This window comes from uncultured Aquimarina sp. (genome assembly GCF_947495315.1).
GTDB lineage: Bacteria > Bacteroidota > Bacteroidia > Flavobacteriales > Flavobacteriaceae > Aquimarina.
Map to the genome: position 1 here is coordinate 32,496 of NZ_CANLYD010000026.1, position 20,347 is coordinate 52,842.

General features: G+C 32.6%; 16 protein-coding genes. 9 read left to right on the top strand and 7 right to left on the bottom strand.

Annotated elements, in window-relative coordinates; genetic code table 11:
* Positions 1–46 precede the first annotated feature (46 nt).
* Positions 47–697, top strand: coding sequence for an endonuclease III (nth, locus tag Q0910_RS27850; RefSeq protein WP_299223917.1), 651 nt, complete (start codon positions 47–49; stop codon positions 695–697).
* A 44-nt stretch (positions 698–741) separates the two neighbouring features.
* On the opposite strand, the gene Q0910_RS27855 is transcribed toward nth, so the two are convergent.
* Both Q0910_RS27855 and Q0910_RS27860 read right to left on the bottom strand, forming a co-directional pair.
* Entirely contained in the window at positions 742–891 is a 150-nt protein-coding gene (locus tag Q0910_RS27855; RefSeq protein ID WP_299223920.1) for a hypothetical protein, read from the bottom strand.
* A 73-nt stretch (positions 892–964) separates the two neighbouring features.
* On the bottom strand, positions 965–1,549 hold the full coding sequence (locus Q0910_RS27860) for a sigma-70 family RNA polymerase sigma factor (RefSeq protein WP_118456486.1): 585 nt from the start codon (positions 1,547–1,549) through the stop codon (positions 965–967).
* A 239-nt stretch (positions 1,550–1,788) separates the two neighbouring features.
* On the opposite strand from Q0910_RS27860, the gene uvrA reads away from it, so the two are divergent.
* From uvrA to Q0910_RS27880, 4 genes are all read left to right on the top strand, one after another.
* A complete protein-coding gene (uvrA, locus tag Q0910_RS27865; protein WP_299223923.1) occupies positions 1,789–4,569 on the top strand; it encodes an excinuclease ABC subunit UvrA in 2,781 nt (926 codons plus the stop codon).
* Between the two features lie 85 nt (positions 4,570–4,654).
* Positions 4,655–5,299 (top strand): peroxiredoxin-like family protein, encoded by a 645-nt coding sequence (locus tag Q0910_RS27870; RefSeq protein WP_299223926.1) that lies wholly within the window; start codon positions 4,655–4,657, stop codon positions 5,297–5,299.
* A gap of 126 nt (positions 5,300–5,425) precedes the next feature.
* Complete coding sequence (locus tag Q0910_RS27875) at positions 5,426–6,076, top strand: hypothetical protein (protein WP_299223929.1); 651 nt, start codon at positions 5,426–5,428, stop codon at positions 6,074–6,076.
* Positions 6,077–6,220: 144 nt separating this feature from the next.
* Positions 6,221–7,318, top strand: coding sequence for an amidohydrolase family protein (locus Q0910_RS27880; RefSeq protein WP_299223931.1), 1,098 nt, complete (start codon positions 6,221–6,223; stop codon positions 7,316–7,318).
* Between the two features lie 58 nt (positions 7,319–7,376).
* Here Q0910_RS27880 and Q0910_RS27885 read toward each other — a convergent pair whose 3' ends face one another.
* Positions 7,377–9,746 (bottom strand): T9SS type A sorting domain-containing protein, encoded by a 2,370-nt coding sequence (locus Q0910_RS27885; protein WP_299223934.1) that lies wholly within the window; start codon positions 9,744–9,746, stop codon positions 7,377–7,379.
* Positions 9,747–9,991: 245 nt separating this feature from the next.
* Here Q0910_RS27885 and Q0910_RS27890 point away from each other — a divergent pair, with 245 nt between their 5' ends.
* Positions 9,992–11,317, top strand: coding sequence for a hypothetical protein (locus tag Q0910_RS27890; RefSeq protein ID WP_299223937.1), 1,326 nt, complete (start codon positions 9,992–9,994; stop codon positions 11,315–11,317).
* A 60-nt stretch (positions 11,318–11,377) separates the two neighbouring features.
* On the opposite strand, the gene Q0910_RS27895 is transcribed toward Q0910_RS27890, so the two are convergent.
* The 4 genes from Q0910_RS27895 to Q0910_RS27910 are packed head-to-tail and all read right to left on the bottom strand — an operon-like array spanning position 11,378 to position 16,885.
* The gene (locus Q0910_RS27895) at positions 11,378–12,835 is read right to left on the bottom strand and encodes a polysaccharide biosynthesis C-terminal domain-containing protein (RefSeq protein ID WP_299223940.1); all 1,458 of its coding nucleotides are present in this window, start codon (positions 12,833–12,835) and stop codon (positions 11,378–11,380) included.
* The gene (locus Q0910_RS27900; protein WP_299223957.1) at positions 12,835–14,142 is read right to left on the bottom strand and encodes a glycosyltransferase family 4 protein; all 1,308 of its coding nucleotides are present in this window, start codon (positions 14,140–14,142) and stop codon (positions 12,835–12,837) included. The genes Q0910_RS27895 and Q0910_RS27900 overlap by 1 nt, the downstream gene beginning before the upstream one ends.
* A gap of 3 nt (positions 14,143–14,145) precedes the next feature.
* The gene (locus tag Q0910_RS27905; RefSeq protein WP_299223942.1) at positions 14,146–16,584 is read right to left on the bottom strand and encodes a YfhO family protein; all 2,439 of its coding nucleotides are present in this window, start codon (positions 16,582–16,584) and stop codon (positions 14,146–14,148) included.
* A 31-nt stretch (positions 16,585–16,615) separates the two neighbouring features.
* Entirely contained in the window at positions 16,616–16,885 is a 270-nt protein-coding gene (locus Q0910_RS27910; protein WP_299223945.1) for a DUF4834 family protein, read from the bottom strand.
* 100 nt (positions 16,886–16,985) lie between these two features.
* On the opposite strand from Q0910_RS27910, the gene Q0910_RS27915 reads away from it, so the two are divergent.
* From Q0910_RS27915 to Q0910_RS27925, 3 genes are all read left to right on the top strand, one after another.
* Positions 16,986–18,632, top strand: coding sequence for a transporter (locus tag Q0910_RS27915; RefSeq protein WP_299223948.1), 1,647 nt, complete (start codon positions 16,986–16,988; stop codon positions 18,630–18,632).
* Positions 18,633–18,874: 242 nt separating this feature from the next.
* On the top strand, positions 18,875–19,579 hold the full coding sequence (locus tag Q0910_RS27920) for a FadR/GntR family transcriptional regulator (RefSeq protein ID WP_299223951.1): 705 nt from the start codon (positions 18,875–18,877) through the stop codon (positions 19,577–19,579).
* Positions 19,580–19,865: 286 nt separating this feature from the next.
* A partial coding sequence (locus Q0910_RS27925; RefSeq protein WP_299223954.1) for a carboxypeptidase-like regulatory domain-containing protein occupies positions 19,866–20,347 on the top strand: 482 nt, incomplete at its 3' end.

Genomic DNA, 20,347 nt, shown 5'->3' on the forward strand with positions numbered 1-20,347 from the left:
AAACCTCTTAAATATTCATATTTTAGCAAGAAATAATTCTATTCATATGACCAAACAGGAAAAGGTTGATTTCACAATCAAAACACTCAGAAAATTGTATCCAACCATACCCATTCCATTAGATCATAAAGATCCGTACACACTGCTTATTGCTGTTTTAATGAGCGCTCAAAGCACTGATGTTAGAGTAAATAAAATCACTCCTCTCCTATTCGAAAGAGCCGATAATCCGTATACAATGGTAAAACTATCAGTAGAAGAAATTAGAGAAATCATAAAACCTGTAGGTTTAAGTCCTATGAAATCAAAAGGAATTCATGGACTATCCCAGATTCTGATTGACAAACATAATGGAGAAGTACCCCAAAGTTTTGAAGATTTAGAAGAATTACCTGCTGTTGGTCATAAAACTGCTAGTGTGGTTATGTCTCAAGCTTTTGGCGTTCCTGCATTTCCGGTAGATACTCATATTCATCGTTTAATGTATCGATGGGGTTTTAGTAATGGTAAAAATGTAACCCAAACAGAAAAAGATGCCAAACGCTTATTTCCAAAAGAATTATGGAATGACCTTCATCTACAAATTATTTGGTATGGAAGAGAATATTCTCCCGCCAGAGGTTGGGATCTTGATAAGGATATTATAACTAAGACAATCGGAAGAAAAACGGTAATCAATGAGTACCATAAAAAATAAAAGACCTGCAATCTAGGATAGCAGGTCTTTCACAAAGTTTAGTTTTAATTTAGAAGTGCTTCAAACTTCATATTTTTATAATCTATAACACTTAAAGCCTTTGAGTAATTTAGTAGAAAATCTATAGTGATTTCCTTCGGTACTAATTGTTGTTGCTCCTCTTTTCGAGAAGACTTAAAGTAAAATTTTGCCATATTAATTAATCTTAAATTAAGGGTTATTTTTATAAATAACGAGGCAAAATATACTTTATTGCATAAAGAAATGTTAATTTGTTAAAACGATATTGTTTTTCTCAATAACCTTTCTCAAGTTAATTAATGCATATCTCATTCGCCCAAGAGCTGTATTAATACTCACACCTGTTTTATCAGATATTTCTTTAAAACTCATATCACGATACATACGCATTACTAATACTTCTTTTTGGTCTTCTGGCAATTCCTGAATCAAATTACGTAGATCTTCTTCTACCTGATCTTTTATGATTCTTTTTTCTGCATTCAGATCTCCATCACTAATAATTGAGAAAATACTAAATTCTCCATTATCTTCGAATTTCGGCATACGATTTCCTTTACGGAAATGGTCAATAACTAGGTTATGCGCAATACGCATTACCCAAGGTAAAAACTTTCCTTCTTCGTTATACTTTCCAAGTTTTAAAGTACGAATTACTTTAATAAACGTATCCTGAAATATATCCTCGGATACATCACGATCAAAAACTTTGGAATAAATAAAACTGTAAATACGTTGCTTATGACGTTCGATCAGTGTAGATAAGGCGTTTTCCTCACCGTTGATGTAATTGTTTACCAGAACAGCATCCGATATTGTGTAATCTTTCATACCTATTACTTAATTTAGTACCAACAAGCTTGGGGCTCGGGCTATGTTAAACTTTAAAAGTAAAGGTATACTATAGGCTATTCTTTTTAGATTTAGGTTTAATTACTGGGGCTAATATAATAACAATCCTTGAAAATCAAACTATTTTCTGTTAATTTTTTTAACTTAACTTTCCGGATCAATCCTCTAGAATACTTCTGAAGTAATCATTATATTTGCCCTCACACCGCATATTTACTATGATTCAAGACATTACAACTTTAGATCCAAAACATAATATATTAATTAAAGGAGCTAAGCTGCATAACCTCAAAAATTTGGATGCAGCCATCCCAAGGAATAAATTAGTCGTAATTACTGGGCTATCTGGGTCCGGTAAATCTAGTTTGGCTTTTGATACTTTGTATGCAGAAGGTCAACGTAGATATGTAGAGAGCCTTTCTTCTTATGCAAGACAATTTTTAGGACGACTCAATAAACCAAAAGTTGATTATATAAAAGGAATAGCTCCAGCAATTGCAATTGAACAAAAAGTAAATTCTACCAATCCTAGATCAACCGTTGGAACTACTACAGAGATTTATGATTACCTAAAACTTCTTTTTGCCAGAATTGGTAAAACCTACTCTCCTATTTCGGGGAACCAGGTTAAAAAAGATACTGTAACGGATGTAATTGAATATGTAAAAACATTTGATGAAGGTGAGAAACTATTATTATTAGCTCCGATTCATGTAGAAAATGGACGTACAACAGAAGAAAAACTAAAAGTATTACAACAGCAAGGATATGCTCGTGTAAAAATTAATGATACCATCTGTAGAATAGAAGAGGCTCACATAACAAAAAAGGATGAAGTATACCTTGTAATAGATCGAATCATAAAAAGAGATGAAGAGGATTTCTATAACCGCCTTGCAGATGCAGTTAGTTCTGGATTTTTTGAAGGAAAAGGAACTTGTTTTGTTGAAACTTTAAAAGATAATAATTTACGACAATTTAGTAATAAGTTCGAATTAGACGGAATGACATTTCTGGAGCCTAATGTGCACTTATTCAGTTTTAACAATCCTTATGGAGCTTGCCCGGAATGTGAAGGTTATGGCGATGTGATTGGTATTGATGAAGACTTGGTAGTTCCTAACACTTCTCTTAGCATATTTGAAGGAGCAGTTTTTCCATGGAAAGGGGATGCTATGAGTTGGTATAAAGATCAATTGGTTAATAGTGCTTATAAATTTGATTTCCCAATTCATAAACCATATTTCGAATTGTCACCAGAGCAGAAAGAGCTGCTATGGAAAGGGAATGAATATTTTGAAGGTATTGATAATTTCTTTATTGAACTAGAAGCCAAAGCATATAAAATTCAGAATCGAGTGATGCTTTCTCGCTATCGCGGAAAAACAAAATGTGCTACCTGTAAAGGAAAACGTCTTCGCTCGGAAACAAATTATGTAAAGGTAGGAGAAGCAACGCTTACAGACTTGGTTGAGAAACCACTAAATGAACTTGCTGACTTCTTTAAAAACTTACAACTTAATGAGTATGACGCTCAAATTGGTAAACGATTACTGAAAGAAATTAATAGTAGACTAGAATTTTTAGATAATGTAGGTTTACAATACCTAACACTCAACAGAAAATCGAATACATTATCTGGTGGAGAATCTCAGCGAATTAACCTGGCTACTTCTTTAGGTAGTAGTCTCGTTGGATCTATGTATATTTTGGATGAACCAAGTATAGGTTTACACCCCAAAGACACCGAAAAACTGATTAAAGTATTACAATCTTTGCGAGATTTAGGGAATACAGTCATAGTAGTAGAACATGATGAAGATATCATGAAAGCTGCTGATCAGATATTAGATATTGGTCCGGAAGCTGGAACATATGGAGGAAATTTAGTCGCTAGTGGTACTTTTGATCAAATCTTGAAATCCGATTCACTTACTGCTAAATATCTTAATGGTGATCTTGAAATTGAGGTTCCAAAAGAAAGAAAAACTTTTAAGTATTATCTAGATATTGTCGGAGCTCGTGAAAATAATCTAAAGAACATTGACATCAAGATTCCTTTGGGTATTTTTACCGCTATTACAGGAGTTTCTGGTAGTGGAAAAAGTACCTTGGTTAAAAAAATTGTATATCCTTCTGTTCTAAAACAATTAGGAGGATATGGTGAAAAAGCAGGTCAATTTACAGAACTTAAGGGTAACTATAGTAATATTAAACATGTAGAATTTGTAGATCAAAATCCTATTGGGCGTTCATCCAGATCCAATCCTGTTACTTATATCAAAGCATATGACGATATCAGAAGCTTATTTGCCAGTCAAAAGCTATCTAAAATACGTAATTATCAATCAAAGCATTTTTCTTTTAATGTCGATGGTGGACGTTGTGAAACCTGCAAAGGTGAAGGCGAAGTAACCATCGAAATGCAGTTCATGGCTGATGTACATCTGGAATGTGAAACCTGTGGAGGAAAACGATTCAAAAAAGATGTATTAGAAGTTACTTTTGAAGATAAAAATATAGACGACATCCTTACCATGACTATCGATAATGCTATCGATTTCTTCTCTATTCACGAACAAGCTAAGATCATTAGAAAACTACAACCGCTGCAAGATGTAGGGCTTGGATATGTGCAGTTAGGTCAAAGCTCCTCTACCCTTTCTGGTGGTGAAGCGCAACGAATTAAATTGGCTACTTTTCTGGTAAAAGGAAGTACAAAAGATAAAGCACTCTTTATTTTTGACGAACCTACTACAGGATTACATTTTCACGATATAAAAAAGTTATTGAAATCCTTTAATGAACTCATCGATAAAGGACATTCTATTTTGGTAATAGAACATAATTTAGATTTGGTAAAATGTGCAGATTACGTAATCGACTTAGGACCAGAAGGTGGAAAAAATGGTGGAAAAGTAATTGCGCAAGGAACTCCAGAAGAAGTTAGTAAAAATAAGAAATCATATACTGGACAATATCTAAAGGAAAAACTCTAAAAATATTAACATAATTGTAATATATCAATCTGTAAAGTGACACAAAAGATTTCGGCTAAGCTAGCCAATAATTAAAACTAATAAAATGTCACTTACAGAACAACTAAAAGCACGAGCTGATCAATCGGCAAACAAATATCCAGAAACTATTCATAAGATAATGAATAATGGAATAGCCAATGTTAAGGATACTCAGCTTGTATCCAAAGCTTTAAAAACAGGAGATGAAATTCCTGAAATCTTGCTACCTAATGCTGCTGGAGCCAACATCTCAATACAAGAATTACTAGTAAACAAAAAAGTAATTCTTTCGTTTTATCGCGGAGGCTGGTGTCCATATTGTAATCTAGAACTAAAAGCATTACAACAATATCAAAATGAATTTGAAGGATTAGGAGCAACATTGGTTGCTATAAGTCCGGAAACTCCAGATAATTCTCTCACTACTTCAGAAAAAAACAATCTAAGCTTTGAAGTTCTTTCTGATATAGATAATAAAATAGCCAGAGAATTCAACCTAGCATTTACACTTCCTAAAGATTTAATAGAAGTTTATAAAGGTTTTGGAATTGATCTAATCAAAAGTAACGGCAATCAGGATTATCAATTACCAATCTCCGCAACCTATATAATTGATCAAGACGGAATCATAATTTATGATTTTATCAAAGAAGATTACAAAGAAAGAGCAGATCCGAAAGAAATTTTCAACTTTTTGAAAAACAATTAATTACACCTTATTTATCATCAATTTTATTATGACTAAAAAAATTTGGCACGCCATTTGGTTAGTTACTAATCAAATAGCGGAAACCGAAAAGCTAATGAGTAGGTAAAAACCCAAAACATTTTAGTTATGAAAAAAATGATACTTTTTATCGCAGCAATGTTACTAGTTGGAACAGCTGCACAAGCGGCCGATCAAAAACTGTCGGATCAAGTTGATAGGGTTACAAAACGCTATCGTTACGCACAACCTATTGTATTTGTCGAAGGTGGTGTAACATTCTTTGTGTATCCTAATGGAGAAATTGATTTTAAAAATCCAAAACGAAGAAATTATAATAATTGGGATTGGAATTCCAGAAATTACAATTCACCAGGACGTACTAGAGGTTATAGACACAACAATCGTTTTACTGTAAGGTATGATTATTATGGAAGATTGAAACGAGTAGGACTTACTACTATTGGTTATAATCGATTTGATCAGGTAAGAAGAATTGGTTCTGTGCTAATGAGATACAACAGAAGAGGAAAATTAGCGCAAGTAGGTGGATTACGTGTTTTCTATGGGAAACGAGGAAGAATTAGACATATAGAAGGTAATATTCATTATACAGGATGCGGTTTTTGTGGAGTTGATGGATGTAGTATAACCCACGATCCATATTACAACTTTAACGGAAGATCAAATCATTACAAAGGAGATGATCAAGATGATGATGATGATCACTATAAAAACAGAAAAAGAAAAAAGAAATATAGTAATCAAGATGATGATTAGTATAAATAGTTAGTTGGTTAGTTGTTAGAAAGCCCGTTACTGTCTTGGTAACGGGCTTTCTTTTTTAACTAAAAATGTTAAGCTTTCTTCCAGACTGGGCGATTATTTTATATTTATGATGTAATATAAAAATTAGATCATCTTATGAAATTTTACAAATTCTCAGTTCTACTACTTTTTATGTTGTTTATACATGAAGTTATTGCTCAAAAAATGCAATTCGAAGATTATGATCCACCTTCTACCTTAGTTGTTCCGGAAACCATTATTAAGAAAGCTAAATTTCCCTTTATCGATGTACATAACCATCAATTCAGAATGCCTACACAAGATCTAAGTGAACTCGTTGCAGAAATGGATAAACTGAATATGGTCGTGATGGTAAATTTATCAGGAAGAGGAAGAGGCTCTGACGAACATCTTAAAGGAGCTTTAGAAAATGTAAAAACCAACGCATCAAATCGTTTTATAGTCTTTACGAATATTAACCTACAAGGAATTGACGACCCCGACTGGACTAAAAAAACTGTAACCCAAATAGAAAATGATGTTGCAGCAGGTGCCAATGGACTAAAAATATATAAAAGCCAAGGAATGGATAATAAGGATAGTAAAGGTAATCGTATAAAAATTGATGATCCACGTATCGGACCAGTATGGGAAAAATGTGGAGAATTAGGAATTCCTGTATTGATACACGCTGCTGATCCGAAACCATTTTGGGATACACATGATAATCAAAACGAGAGATGGTTAGAATTAAAATTACGTTCCAGAAGAAAAAGAGATGCTAACGTAACAGGTTCTTGGGAAACGATCATACAAGAACAACATAATATCTTCAGAAAACACAAGAACACTAAATTCATTAATGCCCACTTAGGTTGGTATGGTAATAATTTAGCTAAACTTGCACAGTTAATGGACGAAATACCGAACATGTATTCTGAAATTGGAGCAGTAATTGCGGAACTTGGAAGACAACCTCGTAATGCAAAAGCTTTTTTAACCAAATATCAAGATAGAATTATGTTTGGTAAAGATTCTTGGAATCCAGAGGAATACTATACGTATTTTAGAGTTCTGGAGTCAAATGATGAATACTTTCCTTATTATAAAAGATACCATGCATTCTGGAAAATGTATGGATTAGATCTAGATGACGAAGTTTTGAAAAAATTGTACTACAAAAATGCATTAAAAGTAATTCCGAATATTGATAAAAGCTTATTCCCAAACTAGTATACTAGTAAATAAGAGAGTATTTTGAAAAATACTCTCTTATTATTTTTAGAAAATCTTATTGAATAATAATCATACTAGATACTTTCTTTGCTCCAAACTCTGAAGTCAAAATATATTGTCCGGCGGACAATCCTTCCGAATTTAATTGAAAAGTATTAGGACCATCCTTTCCTTCATAAGTAAACTCTTTTACTTTTTGACCGTTAATTGTATGCAAAACAAAACGAATTGATGTATCACCACTTAAAACAACATCAGCATTAATTGGCATACTCCTTTGTACAGGATTCGGATAAATTTTTACACTATTTATTCCTCCTAGTCCTTTATTAATAGAACTACTATTGACTGATGCTCTGCTAGGTGCCGACACAAAAACGGGATCACTTTTTATCACTAAATTAGGAATAGCAGAATTACGAACATCACAGGAATAGGTACCATCTGATGGAACCGCAAATAAGGAAGCATTAGGTCCTGAAGGATTCCAGGTATAATCAATACCTCCTCCAACATTTACAGATACTATGTTTCCGGATACGAGAGTGGGAACATTACGTTGTGGATTATACGAAAAATTGAAAGTTCCTATTACACTACTATAAGGTAATAGATCATTAAAATGTAAATTGTTATTAATTACATTTAGGTTATTTAAAGTTCTACCAGCACCAAAAACATTAGAGGGTAAAACTAATTCATCAAAAAGATTATCTCGTGCATTACATAGTGTAATGTTTGGCATATTAGAGATATCCAATGTTCCTTCAAATTGATTATCTGCAATTACAAAATACAACATTTCATCATAAGTTCCAGACATAATTAATTGACTTAATCCTAATCCTTGCACTCTAAAATCCAGTAATTTTCGCATTCCAGAAATATCCATCGTCCTACCTGGAGTTACCGGATTGTTATAGAAATATAACCTACTTAATTCTGAATTGCTACCAAAATTAAAATCCGTAAACTGATTATCTCGCGCATTACACTGTCTAAGGTTTGGCATATTAGATATGTCTAAAGTCCCTGAAATTTGGTTTTCCTGAATCATAAAATAAAACATTTCATTATATGTTCCAGAAACGATCAATCGTCCTAAATTTAATCCATGAACCCTAAAATCAAGTAATTTTCGCATTCCAGAAATATCCATCGTCCTACCTGGAGTTACCGGATTGTTATAGAAATATAACCTACTTAATTCTGGGTTACTACCAAAATTAAAATCAGTAAACTGGTTATCTCGTGCATTACATTGTCTGAGGTTTGGCATATTAGATATATCCAGAGTACCGGAAATTTGGTTCTCCTGAATCATAAAATAAAGCATTTCATTGTATGTCCCAGAAACGATCAATCGTCCAAGATTTAATCCTTGAACCCTAAAATCAAGTAATTTTCGCATTCCGGAAATATCCATCGTCCTACCTGGAATTACAGGGTTATTGTAAAAATATAACCTGCTTAACTCTGGATTACTTCCAAAATTAAAATCCGTAAACTGATTATCTCGTGCATTACATAATCTGAGGTTTGGCATATTAGATATATTCAATATACCTGAGATTTGATTATCTGGAATAATAAGATACAACAGGTTATTGTATGTTCCTGAAGTCGTCAAACCACTTAAACTTAGTCCTGACGCCCTGAAATCAGTTAATTGATGCATTGTAGAAATATCAATAGTTTTACCCGCAATAAAAGAAGGGTTTTGATAAATATATACTCTTTGTAATAATAAATTTGATCCAAAAACCACATCACTGAGATCGTTATTATGAACACTGACATCCAGTAAATCCGGCATTGTAGAAATATCCAAAACACCAGATATGTTATTTTTGCTCAGATTAATTCGTTTTAAAGCTGTAAGATTAGAAAATGATGCTGGAATTGGTCCATTAAGGTTGTTATTGGACAGCCTTAGTCCAGTAACTCTGCAGTTAGTAACGGTGACTCCTTCCCAAGTTTCCATCGGATCAGTTAACCAATTCGAATTTCTAAACCAAAAAGAACCATTAGTACTATTATAAAATTCTACCAAGGCTTGTCGATCACGATCATAATCACTAATACTGCTGGAAAAAATACCTAAAGCCACCGTATTAGCAAGTGGAACACCATCTACAATTACATTATAATCTCCAACATCTGTATTACTGAAATTGGTAATTGTAAGTGTAGAAGAGGTTGCTCCACTAATATCAATTTCGTTTAGAGTCCATTGATATATAGCTCCCGCAATCGGTGAGGTCAAAGTAGTAGATGCACCTTCGACTATAGTAATATTCGAAAAAGCTTCCGCTTGAACAGAAATATTAGGCTGTCCTATAGTACATTGTCCAAAAGTCGCATTGGTAAGGATTCCTATAAATAGGATCATTACACATTTAAGTGTGAAGAAATAAGTTTTCATATTATAAAGTTTTAAGATGAATAAGTATTTCTTTGTGTAGACTTCCATTAGAAGGTTAACTTTCTGTTTAAAAAAATAAAAACCTAAAAGACACTGATTTACAATAATTTAAACACAAAATATAGTAATTATCACCTTTTAAAAATTTATCCACATATCCTAAAACCTGTTTTTGGCACGCTGCTTGATACTATAAAAGAGAGTACGAAAAATTAATTTTGGTGCTTGTTTTAAAATCACAGATTATGAAAAATATTGTTTTACTTTTTACCGGCTTATTAATAGCATCTTTTACTGCTAATGCGTTTGATACAAATTCCGAAACCGTATCTCGATACTACAATTATGGAAAATCTTTCATCTTTAGTGAAAACGGAGTAGAGTTTTCTGTATATGCAGATGGACAGTTTGATTTCTATGTAAATAGACCAAGAGGTGGTGTTAGTGTAAATGTTAACAGACCTGGAGTAAACATAAGTTTTAATTCTGGATATAATTATGATGCTTATGTGCAGTATGATGATTATGGAGCGGTAGTACAGGTAGAAGATGTTCCTGTATTTTATGACTACTATGGTAGAATTAGCCAAGCTGGTGATGTATATATTAACTATAATCGTTTTGGAAGAGTATCTAGAGTTGGTGGATTATATGTGAACTATAACAGTTATGGGAATTTTGTAAACTGTACAGGATATATCAATAACTTTAATAGACATTACGTATACAGACCATTTCATGCCTTTTTTACGGTTCCTGTTGTTAGCAGATGTATTGTATTCAATAGACCATATAGAAGATTCTATAACCCATATAGATGTTCTTATAACGTATTCAGAAATAACTACTACAGTGGTTATTATGCTAAACCATATAGAAGTCGTAACTATTACAGACCCAATAATAGAGTAGCTAGTTATAATAGAGGAAATAGAACGAGTAGAGCTAGAAGTTTAGACTACAGAAATCGTGATAGAAGAACGGCTATGTATACCAGAAATGATCGTAACTATAGTACTGTAAACCGTAGTAGATCAACTTCTGTAAATAGAAACAGAGCAAGAGTAAATGATAATACTTCTAGAAGTACAACAAGAAATCGTACTGTAACCAGAAGAAGTGCTGAATCAAGAGATCGTGTACAAGCAAATACAAGAGGTACTCAAAGTAGAAATAGAGTTCAGACAACTCAAAGAAGCAGAAACACAGTAGCCAATCGTTCTACTAGAAATTCTGAGTCTAGAGACCAAGTAAGACGTAGTGATAGAAATAGAGTAGTATCAAAACCAAGAAATACTCAGAATAGAAATCGAGTACAGTCTACTCAGAGATCTCAGAGAAGTAGAAATACGGTTGCAAACCGTTCTACAAGAAGTAACAATAAAGTAAGAACGACTAGAAGTAATGGAAATAAGCGTTCTGGAAATGTAACAAAACGTTCTAATAACAGTCGATATACTAGTAAAGGAAATAGTTCTAGATCGAAAGTTCAGAAACAAAGAAGTAATACTTCTAACAGAAAAGCAAGATCAAACAATTCCAGATCTCGTACTGCAAGAAGTAGAAGTTAAAAAATATAAAGAATTTATTTTTTTGGTTGGTTAGTTGGAAAATCCCCCAGAGTTGTATGCTTAGGCACCTCGGGGGATTTTCTTTAATATATTATTAATATCCTCTGATATCTTAAGAAAATATAACAAAATAATATATCCTGCTCCGATTAAAATACTTTTCAAAGTAATATTTACTATCGGATGAAATCCAAAATCCCAAAAATAAAATCCAAACACGAATACAATAATTAGTAGTAATGTTATTAAGGTGTTTTTGGAAAATGGATGCATTTTAAACTTCTTTTGAACAATCCATATCTTCGCTAGATTATAACAAAATACTGCTGCAAACGAAGCTATGGCTGCTCCGGTAACTCCAAAAATTGGAATACAAATCCAATTAAGAATAAACGCCAGAATCGCCATTCCGATTCCTATGTACAAGATCAATCGGTAATAATCAGAATTGAATAAGATAGAATTATTGTTTCCTAATAAGTTGTCAAATAATTTAGCTGCTCCTATCAATAACACTACCCATATAAATAATTCATATTCCTGCGGAATTAATTCGAAAAGTTGATTTACATTACAAATAATCAATACAAACAACAACCCACTAATTGTAAAAAGGTTCAGAGAACTTTTTTTATATAATTCTCGCAGTTGTTCAAAACCTTTTTCATTAATTAATTTAGCTGTTAATGGATATGTAATCTGATGCATTGCTCTTGATGGAATGATAATCACACTGGCAATATAAGCGCAGATACCATATTTAGCGACATATTCAATAGGAAGATAGCGTTCGATCATCGTCTTGTCTAGATCTATTAATAAAGTAGCAACCGATCCTGCTAATAAAATTAATAAGGAATACTTAAAAACTGAAACGTAATTACTAGGCAAAGAGAAACTAAATTTAAATTCATGCAATCCAAACGCATACATTGACATAATTACTAATCTCAGGATATATACCATAACAATAGCATATATAAATTGCTGAACCGTAATCATTTCGATAGACACAAAAATCAAAAGAATCATAGTACATACCCGTACGAATAATTCTTTCAGAATATTACCAAAGACACTTTTCAACTTTACTTTGGCCCAGGCAAAAAATATTTCAAAATAAGATAAAGCAATTGCCAGAATATAAATTGTCCATACATAAGGTTGTACAATCGTATTATCTTCATTAAAAAAATCAAGAATATACTCGTATAGTGCAGAACCAATTGCTCCTACAAATAATGCAATACACATTGGTAAAATAAGCATCATAGTCAGAAACTTATTTCGCTCTCCTCTATTTGTATAAGAAGAATAAAACTTTACCAAGGTATTATGAACACCAAAAGCCATCAAAGGCCAAATTAAATTGGATACTGAAAATAAATAAGATACAAGTCCATAATACTCTTCTTCCAAAAATTTAGTAAACAGAAACAATGTATTAATTGCACCAATCCCAAAACCTAAACAGGTAATGATTACATTCTTTATGGATTGATTGACTACTATTCCCATTATTTTGGTCTATGACTCTTTTTTTTTAGGTTTTTTAACACCAAAGACATCTCTTTGGTAAGCGTTCTTCTACTATATTTCTCTATTCTCTCAGTTTTTGCTATTAGTTTTCCTTCCTGAAATTCCTTAAAATAACTGAGTATTACGCTTTTCATTTCACTCTCCTCAGAATACTCAAAGAAATAACCAGAATTTGTTTCCCTTATTAATCTTGATATATCAGCATCTTTAGGTCCGATAGCTAAAATAGGCCTTTTAGAAACCATATATTCAAATAACTTTCCGGGTATAATACATTTAGTTTCAGGTTTATCTATTTCTACTAATAATAAAACCTGAGAACTATGTTGAATCTCTATTGCTTCTTTATGAGAAACATATCCTTTGTTATCCAAAAAACCAGATAATCCAGCTTCATTGATAGAAAACAATACATCTTCACTTACCGCTCCAACTAATCGCAATCTAAAAGCTTTTGCAAATTCATCATTTTCTTGCGTAAGATCATAAAGTACCTGCCATAATTTTTCTGGATTTCTTCCTGATAATAATGAACCTATATGCGAAATTGTAAATTCACTATCAAGTTTTACTTCTGAAACCTTTTCTGTATCATATCCATTAGTAATTACAGAAACTGGCTTATTAGTAATTTCAAGGAACTCTTCTTTCGTAGTATAACTTGTTACAGTTATATGATCCACAGATGTTAAAACTTCTTGTTCTAATTGCTTATGCTTTTTTATTGAACGCTTCGTAAGTTTTAATTTATCATGATATCCAATTGTAGTCCAGGGATCTCTAAAATCAGCTATCCACTTAAGATTGAGTTTTTCTTTTAACTCCTTCCCTATCAGATGAACACTATGTGGTGGGCCTGTAGTAATTATAGTATCTATATTAGCTTCGGAAATATATTTTTGAAGAAATTTTACAGACGGTTTTATCCAAAACTTACGTGCATCCGGTATAAAAAAGTTTCCTCTTATATATAGCAAAAGTTTTTGAATAAGAGATTGTTTTTCTTTTTTAGCAATAATACCTTTACTAATGGTTTTAGATGATTTTTTAGAAAAAACTTCAGCTAAACGGTAAGGTTCAAAAATAGGTTGTTTTAAAATGGTTATTTCGGCAGGAACCTCTGATGCTAGTGATTCATCTATTAAAGGGTATGTTGGATTTTCTGGAATATACACTATAGGCTCAATTCCAAAATCTTTAAAGTATTTAACGAATTTAAGCCATCGCTGTACTCCAGGACCACCTGCAGGCGGCCAATAATATGTGATGAGTAATACTTTCAAAATCTTTTAAGAATTCTCTTCTGAAACCTCCGTTTTTTGTTTTTTATATTCAAAAAACAAGGCTCCCAAAAATAATAACCCAAAGATAATAGAACTTGCCAAAGTAATTGTACTTCCCGTTTTTACCACTTGCGGTTCGAACTTAAACTCTATAGTATGTTTTCCTACAGGAACTTTTAAACCCCTTAACATATAGTTTACAGGATAAATTGTTTCCAACTCTCCATCTATATATGCATTCCATCCATCTTTATAATACGTTTCCGAAAAAACAAGAAATCCTGGCTTTTCTGTATACGAATTATACGCCAAGTGATCTGGATCTGTTTTAGATATAGAAATTGTAGCAATACTATCTTTAATAAGTTTGTAGCCCTCTAATGCTGATTTAAATTCTTTCTTAACAACAGCCGTTTTCTTAGTATCAATAGTATTTAATGACTCAAATTCTGACTTATAATCATCAACAAATTTTAATTCTTCTATAAACCAAGCTGGTCCATTTGCCGAAGGATTCTCTTGTACATCCAGACGTCTTTCTTCATTTTGTTGTATCACATATTTAATGTTCAACATATTAATCACTTGGAGATTGCCTTTGGTAATATGTTCATTGTAGATATCGTCTATTTTTCTAGGTCTTGCCGCAGAATATCCATTCACAGAATTGAAGAAATAATTGGTATGAGAATTTCTAAATCCTCTTGCTTGATCCAATACTCTATAATACGATTTATCTTTTAAAATTTCCTGATCTACTGCAGTTGGTTGAAAATATGATTTATAGGTGCGTTTCGAAATAAAAGACTCGTTATCCACACTGCGTCGATCCACTCCTACTAAATCGATAAGAATAAGAACGCCAACACCTATAATCATTAGGTTTTCAGAAACTTTTTTCTTTAAAGTGAACCAAAGTAGTCCTCCGATTAATACTATGAAAATTAAAGATCGAAGACTATCACTTTTCATAATAGTAATACGATCTTCTTTAATTGCATCAAAAATTGCGGGTTGTTCTATGGCTACCTGAACATCATTAGGAGACTTAAAACTAAATAAACTTCCTCCAAATAACCAAAATATCAAACACAATCCTCCAAAAACGCCTAGAGATATAAAAAATTTCTTTTGTCGCTCTTGAAATGAGGTTTTCTCATTAAATAATTGATACAAACCAAATACTGCTGCAATCGGTATTACGAATTCTAGAATAACCTGAATACTAGAAACTGCTCTAAACTTATTATATAGCGGAACATATTCTACAAAGAATCGAGTCAGAAAATCTAAATTTTTACCCCAACTTAAGGTAAGCGATAAAATAATTCCGCCAAGTAACCACCATCGCAGCCTACCTTTTACTAGTAATAACCCTAATAATGCCAGAAACACTACTGTGATACCTAAATAAGGTGGAGCCTCGACAAAAGGTTGCGCTCCCCAATATAATCCAGTAACATTCGCATAATAGTTTGCTGTCTCCGGAGACTCTCCTAACATAATCAGTTTTTGATAAAAAGCAGAGTCTTTTCCTAAATCAGAAGCTCTTCCCAATCCCATCAATTTAGGAACAAAAAGGTTTAAAGATTCTAATTTACCATAACTATATGCTGTAATATATTCATAATCTAATCCATCTTTTACAGAAGAAGAAGATGTTTCTTCTGCTAATAAATTTTCACCTCTAATACTAGTCTTTGCATACTCTGATGTCGCTAATAATGTAGTAGCATTGGTGGCTAGTCCTAAAATTGCTGCTATAATTAAAATAGCCGAAGATTTCAAGAAATGTGGAATCTCTTTTCTTTTAAAAGCATCTATAAAATAAGTTACGCCAATTACAAATACTAGTAAACCCAGATAATAGGTCATTTGATAATGATTCGCCTGGATTTCTAACCCCATTGCTAGAGCTGTAAGCATAAACCCCCAGACATATCGTTTCTGGAAAACTAATAAAATACCAGAAACGACTAATGGAAAATAGGCGATCGCATGGGCTTTTGCATTATGCCCTACTCCTATTATGATGATAAGATATGCAGAAAATCCAAACGCCAATGCTCCGAGAATTGCCATTTTCCATGGAATTCTCATAACCAACAATAGTATATAAAAACTGGTAAGATATAGAAATAAGTAATCCGCAGGTCTTGGTAAAAATCGAATTAAACGATCCAACTTATCCATATAATCGTGAGGAAATTTCGCACCTATAGCGTATGTAGGCATTCCACCAAAGGCTGCATTGTTCCAAAAAGTTTCCTTTCCAGTATTTTTCCGAAACTCGTTTTGTTGCCTAGCCGTACCTTCATACAATTTGATATCGCTTTGAAATATCATTTTTCCGCTAAGAACGGGGTTAAAAAAAGCAAGTGAAGCGATTACAAAACCTAAAACAACAAGTAAATGAGGTAGAAATCTTTTTAGATAAGCCATCATGTGCGAAACAATTTACGAATGAAGCGCCAAATTAATCAATTTCCTCATAATCGATGTACTCTCCCACATCTTTATTAGTAGATTTTTGTTTAGATTTTTTATCAATGGTTATATCTTCCTTTGGCGAAGATTGGGGTTGTTGGTATTGCTTAAATTGCTGTTGAAATTTTTCTCCTGCTTTCTTTGTTACGTATCTAAGCAATAGAGGACCAAATAAACGCGTTAATATCTTTAATCCGTAATATATCAATAACAGAATGAGAATTACCTTTAATACCCCTGATAATGAAGCCTCTTGCATATTATTTTTTTTCAAAAATAGGGAACTCTCTATACAATTACATGAAGTCAATCCTAAAAAAATGATAAAATCTGCTATATTTGAACCAAATCTATTGAATATGAGCCCTAAATCTTTGCTATTGTTGGTAAGCCTATTCCTACTCGGCTTTACCACATCTGCACAATATACTGAGAAAATTAACACAAATAGACCTGGGACTTCTCAAGGTGCATTCTCTGTTGGTAATAATGTATTACAATTAGAAGGTGGTTTCGGTTTTGGAAAAGAAAAACACAAATTATTTGACACCAAGACGAATACATTTAATTTCGACTACACTATTAGATATGGGTTATTGATAGAGCAGCTGGAAATTAATTTGAATGGTAGTTTTAGAAGTGAAGGCATTAAACAAACGGTAGGTGCTAACGAAGAAAAAATAAGACGAACAGATTTTGAATATAATACTATAGGAGTTAAATATCTTATTTACGATCCATATAAAAAACCAAAAGATCAGGATTCAATAAATTACGATGAACTAAAAAGCTGGAAAGAACGCTACAGATTTAAATGGAAAAGCCTTGTTCCCGCAGTATCCGCTTATGTTGGTATGAACTATGTGAATACAGACAACGCTTTTACCTTTCCTACTGATCAAACAATTAGTCCAAAAATTGTTGTAATGACTCAAAATAACTGGTGGACTAGTAATGCTGGAAGCTGGGTGTTGGTCACAAACTTAATCATAGATAAAATAACCACAGATAATCCTGCATATGGTTGGATTATTACTAGTACTCACACTCTAAATGATAAATGGGCCGTCTTTGGTGAATATCAGGGACAGAAAAGTGATTTTTATAGTGACAATATACTAAGGCTCGGTGGAGCATATTTGTTCAATGATGACTTGCAGATTGATGCCAATATTGCAACAAACTTTAAAGATACTCCTTCTATTTTTCGAGTAAGTGTTGGTGCTTCTTATAGATTTGACTGGCATAAAAAAGATGAAATTATAGAAAAACCAGGTTTTGAAAGTGGCATAAAGAACGAAGAGGAATTAAATGAAAAAGAAAATGATAGTTTAAGTATCGATCGGGAATTCGAAGAACTAGAAAATGATAGTTTAAAATTAGAGAAAACACCATTCATAAATGAGTTCGAAGATAGCAGCCTTAGAGATGCAATGGAAAAAGATCTCGACGAAAGAAGAACTGCACAGCGCTTAGAACGCGAGCGAATCGAAAAAGAAAAACAAGACAAAAAAGACGATAAAAAGTTCCAGAAAGAAGAACGCAGAAGATTAAAGCGTGAAGCTAAGGAAGCTAAACAAGCAGAAAAAGCTCGAATCAAAGCCGAAAAAGAAAAGCAAAAAATGATCGAGGATATAGATGCTGAATTGGATAAAATGGAGCAAGATGAAGGTGTAGATGATGAGTTAAAGAAGATTGATGAAGAACTCAAAAAACTAGAGGAAATGGAGAAAGACGTTGATCCTGAAAAGGAAAAAGAACAGAAAGAAGAGAAGAAAAAAGTTGAAGAAGAGGAGGAAGAAGAAGATGTAGATGCGGCTTATGACAAACTTCAAAAAGAGCAAGCTCAAGCTAAAAAAGAAGAAGAAAAACGCAGAAAGAAGGAAGAGAAGAAACGCTTGAAAGAAGAAAAGAAAAGAAAAAAAGAAGAAGAAAAACGTAAAAAAGCGGAAGAGAAAAAGAAAAAAGAAGAAGAAAAAGAAGGTGATGATAATAATGAAGGCTAGTTCTTCTTAGTTTTTAACACCTCTTTATATATAAAAAGGGCTGAACATATTATTATGTTTAGCCCTTTTTCAGTACACCATATATACAATTGCATCATCAATCCGAATGTTTCGAAAATAACAAAATCCTATAAAAAAGATCATTTTTTTAATATTTCTATCATTTTTTAACATTTAAAATACGTAGGTTAAAATAAAACTCTTATATTTGGTTAACCAATTTGGTTGACCAATTTAAAAATATGAGAATTAACCTAGGAAACGATCCTTTATCTTCTAAAACCGAAGTTGAAACCGTAATCTCAAAAATAAGAGACCTAATCATAAACCGGCAACTTGAACCAGGAGATAAACTACCATCAGAAAGAGCACTATCCAATAAATTCGACGCCAGTAGAAGCCAATTACGGCTAGCCATACAAAAGTTAGAATTTTATGGACTAGTAAAGAGATACCCAAAAAGCGGAACTTTTGTGTCCAAAATTGGTGTAGGGGCTCTAAACTCTATGATGGCAAATATTTTACACTTACAAACACCAGATTTTAAGTCATTGGTAGAGACGAGATTAATACTGGAAACAAAAGCCGTAAAATTAGCGGCTGTGAGAAGAACTGAAAAACAATTATATCAAATTGAAAAAGCACATGAAGCATACATTAAAAAATCTATTAATGGTCAAAATGCATTAGACGAAGATTTATTGTTTCATCTTAAAGTAGCAGAAGCAAGTTGTAACAGTGTTATTAACTCCTTGATGCTAGTAATCACGCCTGAAATAATCACAAATTTTGTTACAAACAAAATTTGTGATGCTCAAAACTTTTCAAGTTTGATAAAAGAACATCAGGATATTGTAAATGCCATAAAAAATAGTGATCCGGACGAAGCCACAAAAAGTCTAAAGATTCATTTTAAAGACTTATACAATTATTGTCATACTAATTAAAAAAAACTAGCCTATGTAAACTTTAATATTAAAAGAAAAAAGGACAGGCAAAACCTATCCTTTTCAATTATTCTGTAATCACTTCAAGTTAGAGGGAGAAGTCAATTAACAAGAATAATAGTACACTATTACCTAAGTAAACATGCAGTAGCAAATATAACAATTCATACTATGGTTGAAATTTTGCTCTTGTTAATGTTTAGTTAAGTAACGCACAAGTCAAAATAGCTTAAAAAAGCAGATAGACTTATATCTGAAACAAAACTAATCATTGAAACAATTACACATGAATCACAAAATAACTATAGCTTTACTACTATCGTTATTGTATCATTTCACCTCATATGGGCAAGAAAGTTATGAGTTAACTGGTATAGTAACATCAATAGAAACAAATACACCTATTCCCGGTGTGAGCGTCCTTGTTGTTGGAACTTCTACAGGAGCAGTAACAGATTTTGACGGGAAATATACTATAAATGTAAAATCGGGTGATGTGGTACAATTCTCCTATGTAGGACTTACTACAAAAAATGTTACGATATCTGGACAGACTACATTAAATGTATCTATGGAAGAAGATTCAGAATCGTTGGAAGAAATCGTTGTTATAGGGTATGGATCTCAAAAGAAAAGTGATGTAACAGGTTCGGTATCTTCAGTAAACTCCGAAGAGTTAAATGCTTTTCCTGTGTTAAATGCAGCGCAAGCCCTTCAGGGACGTGCAGCAGGTGTTGTAGTTCAATCTAATAATGGTGGAGAACCTGG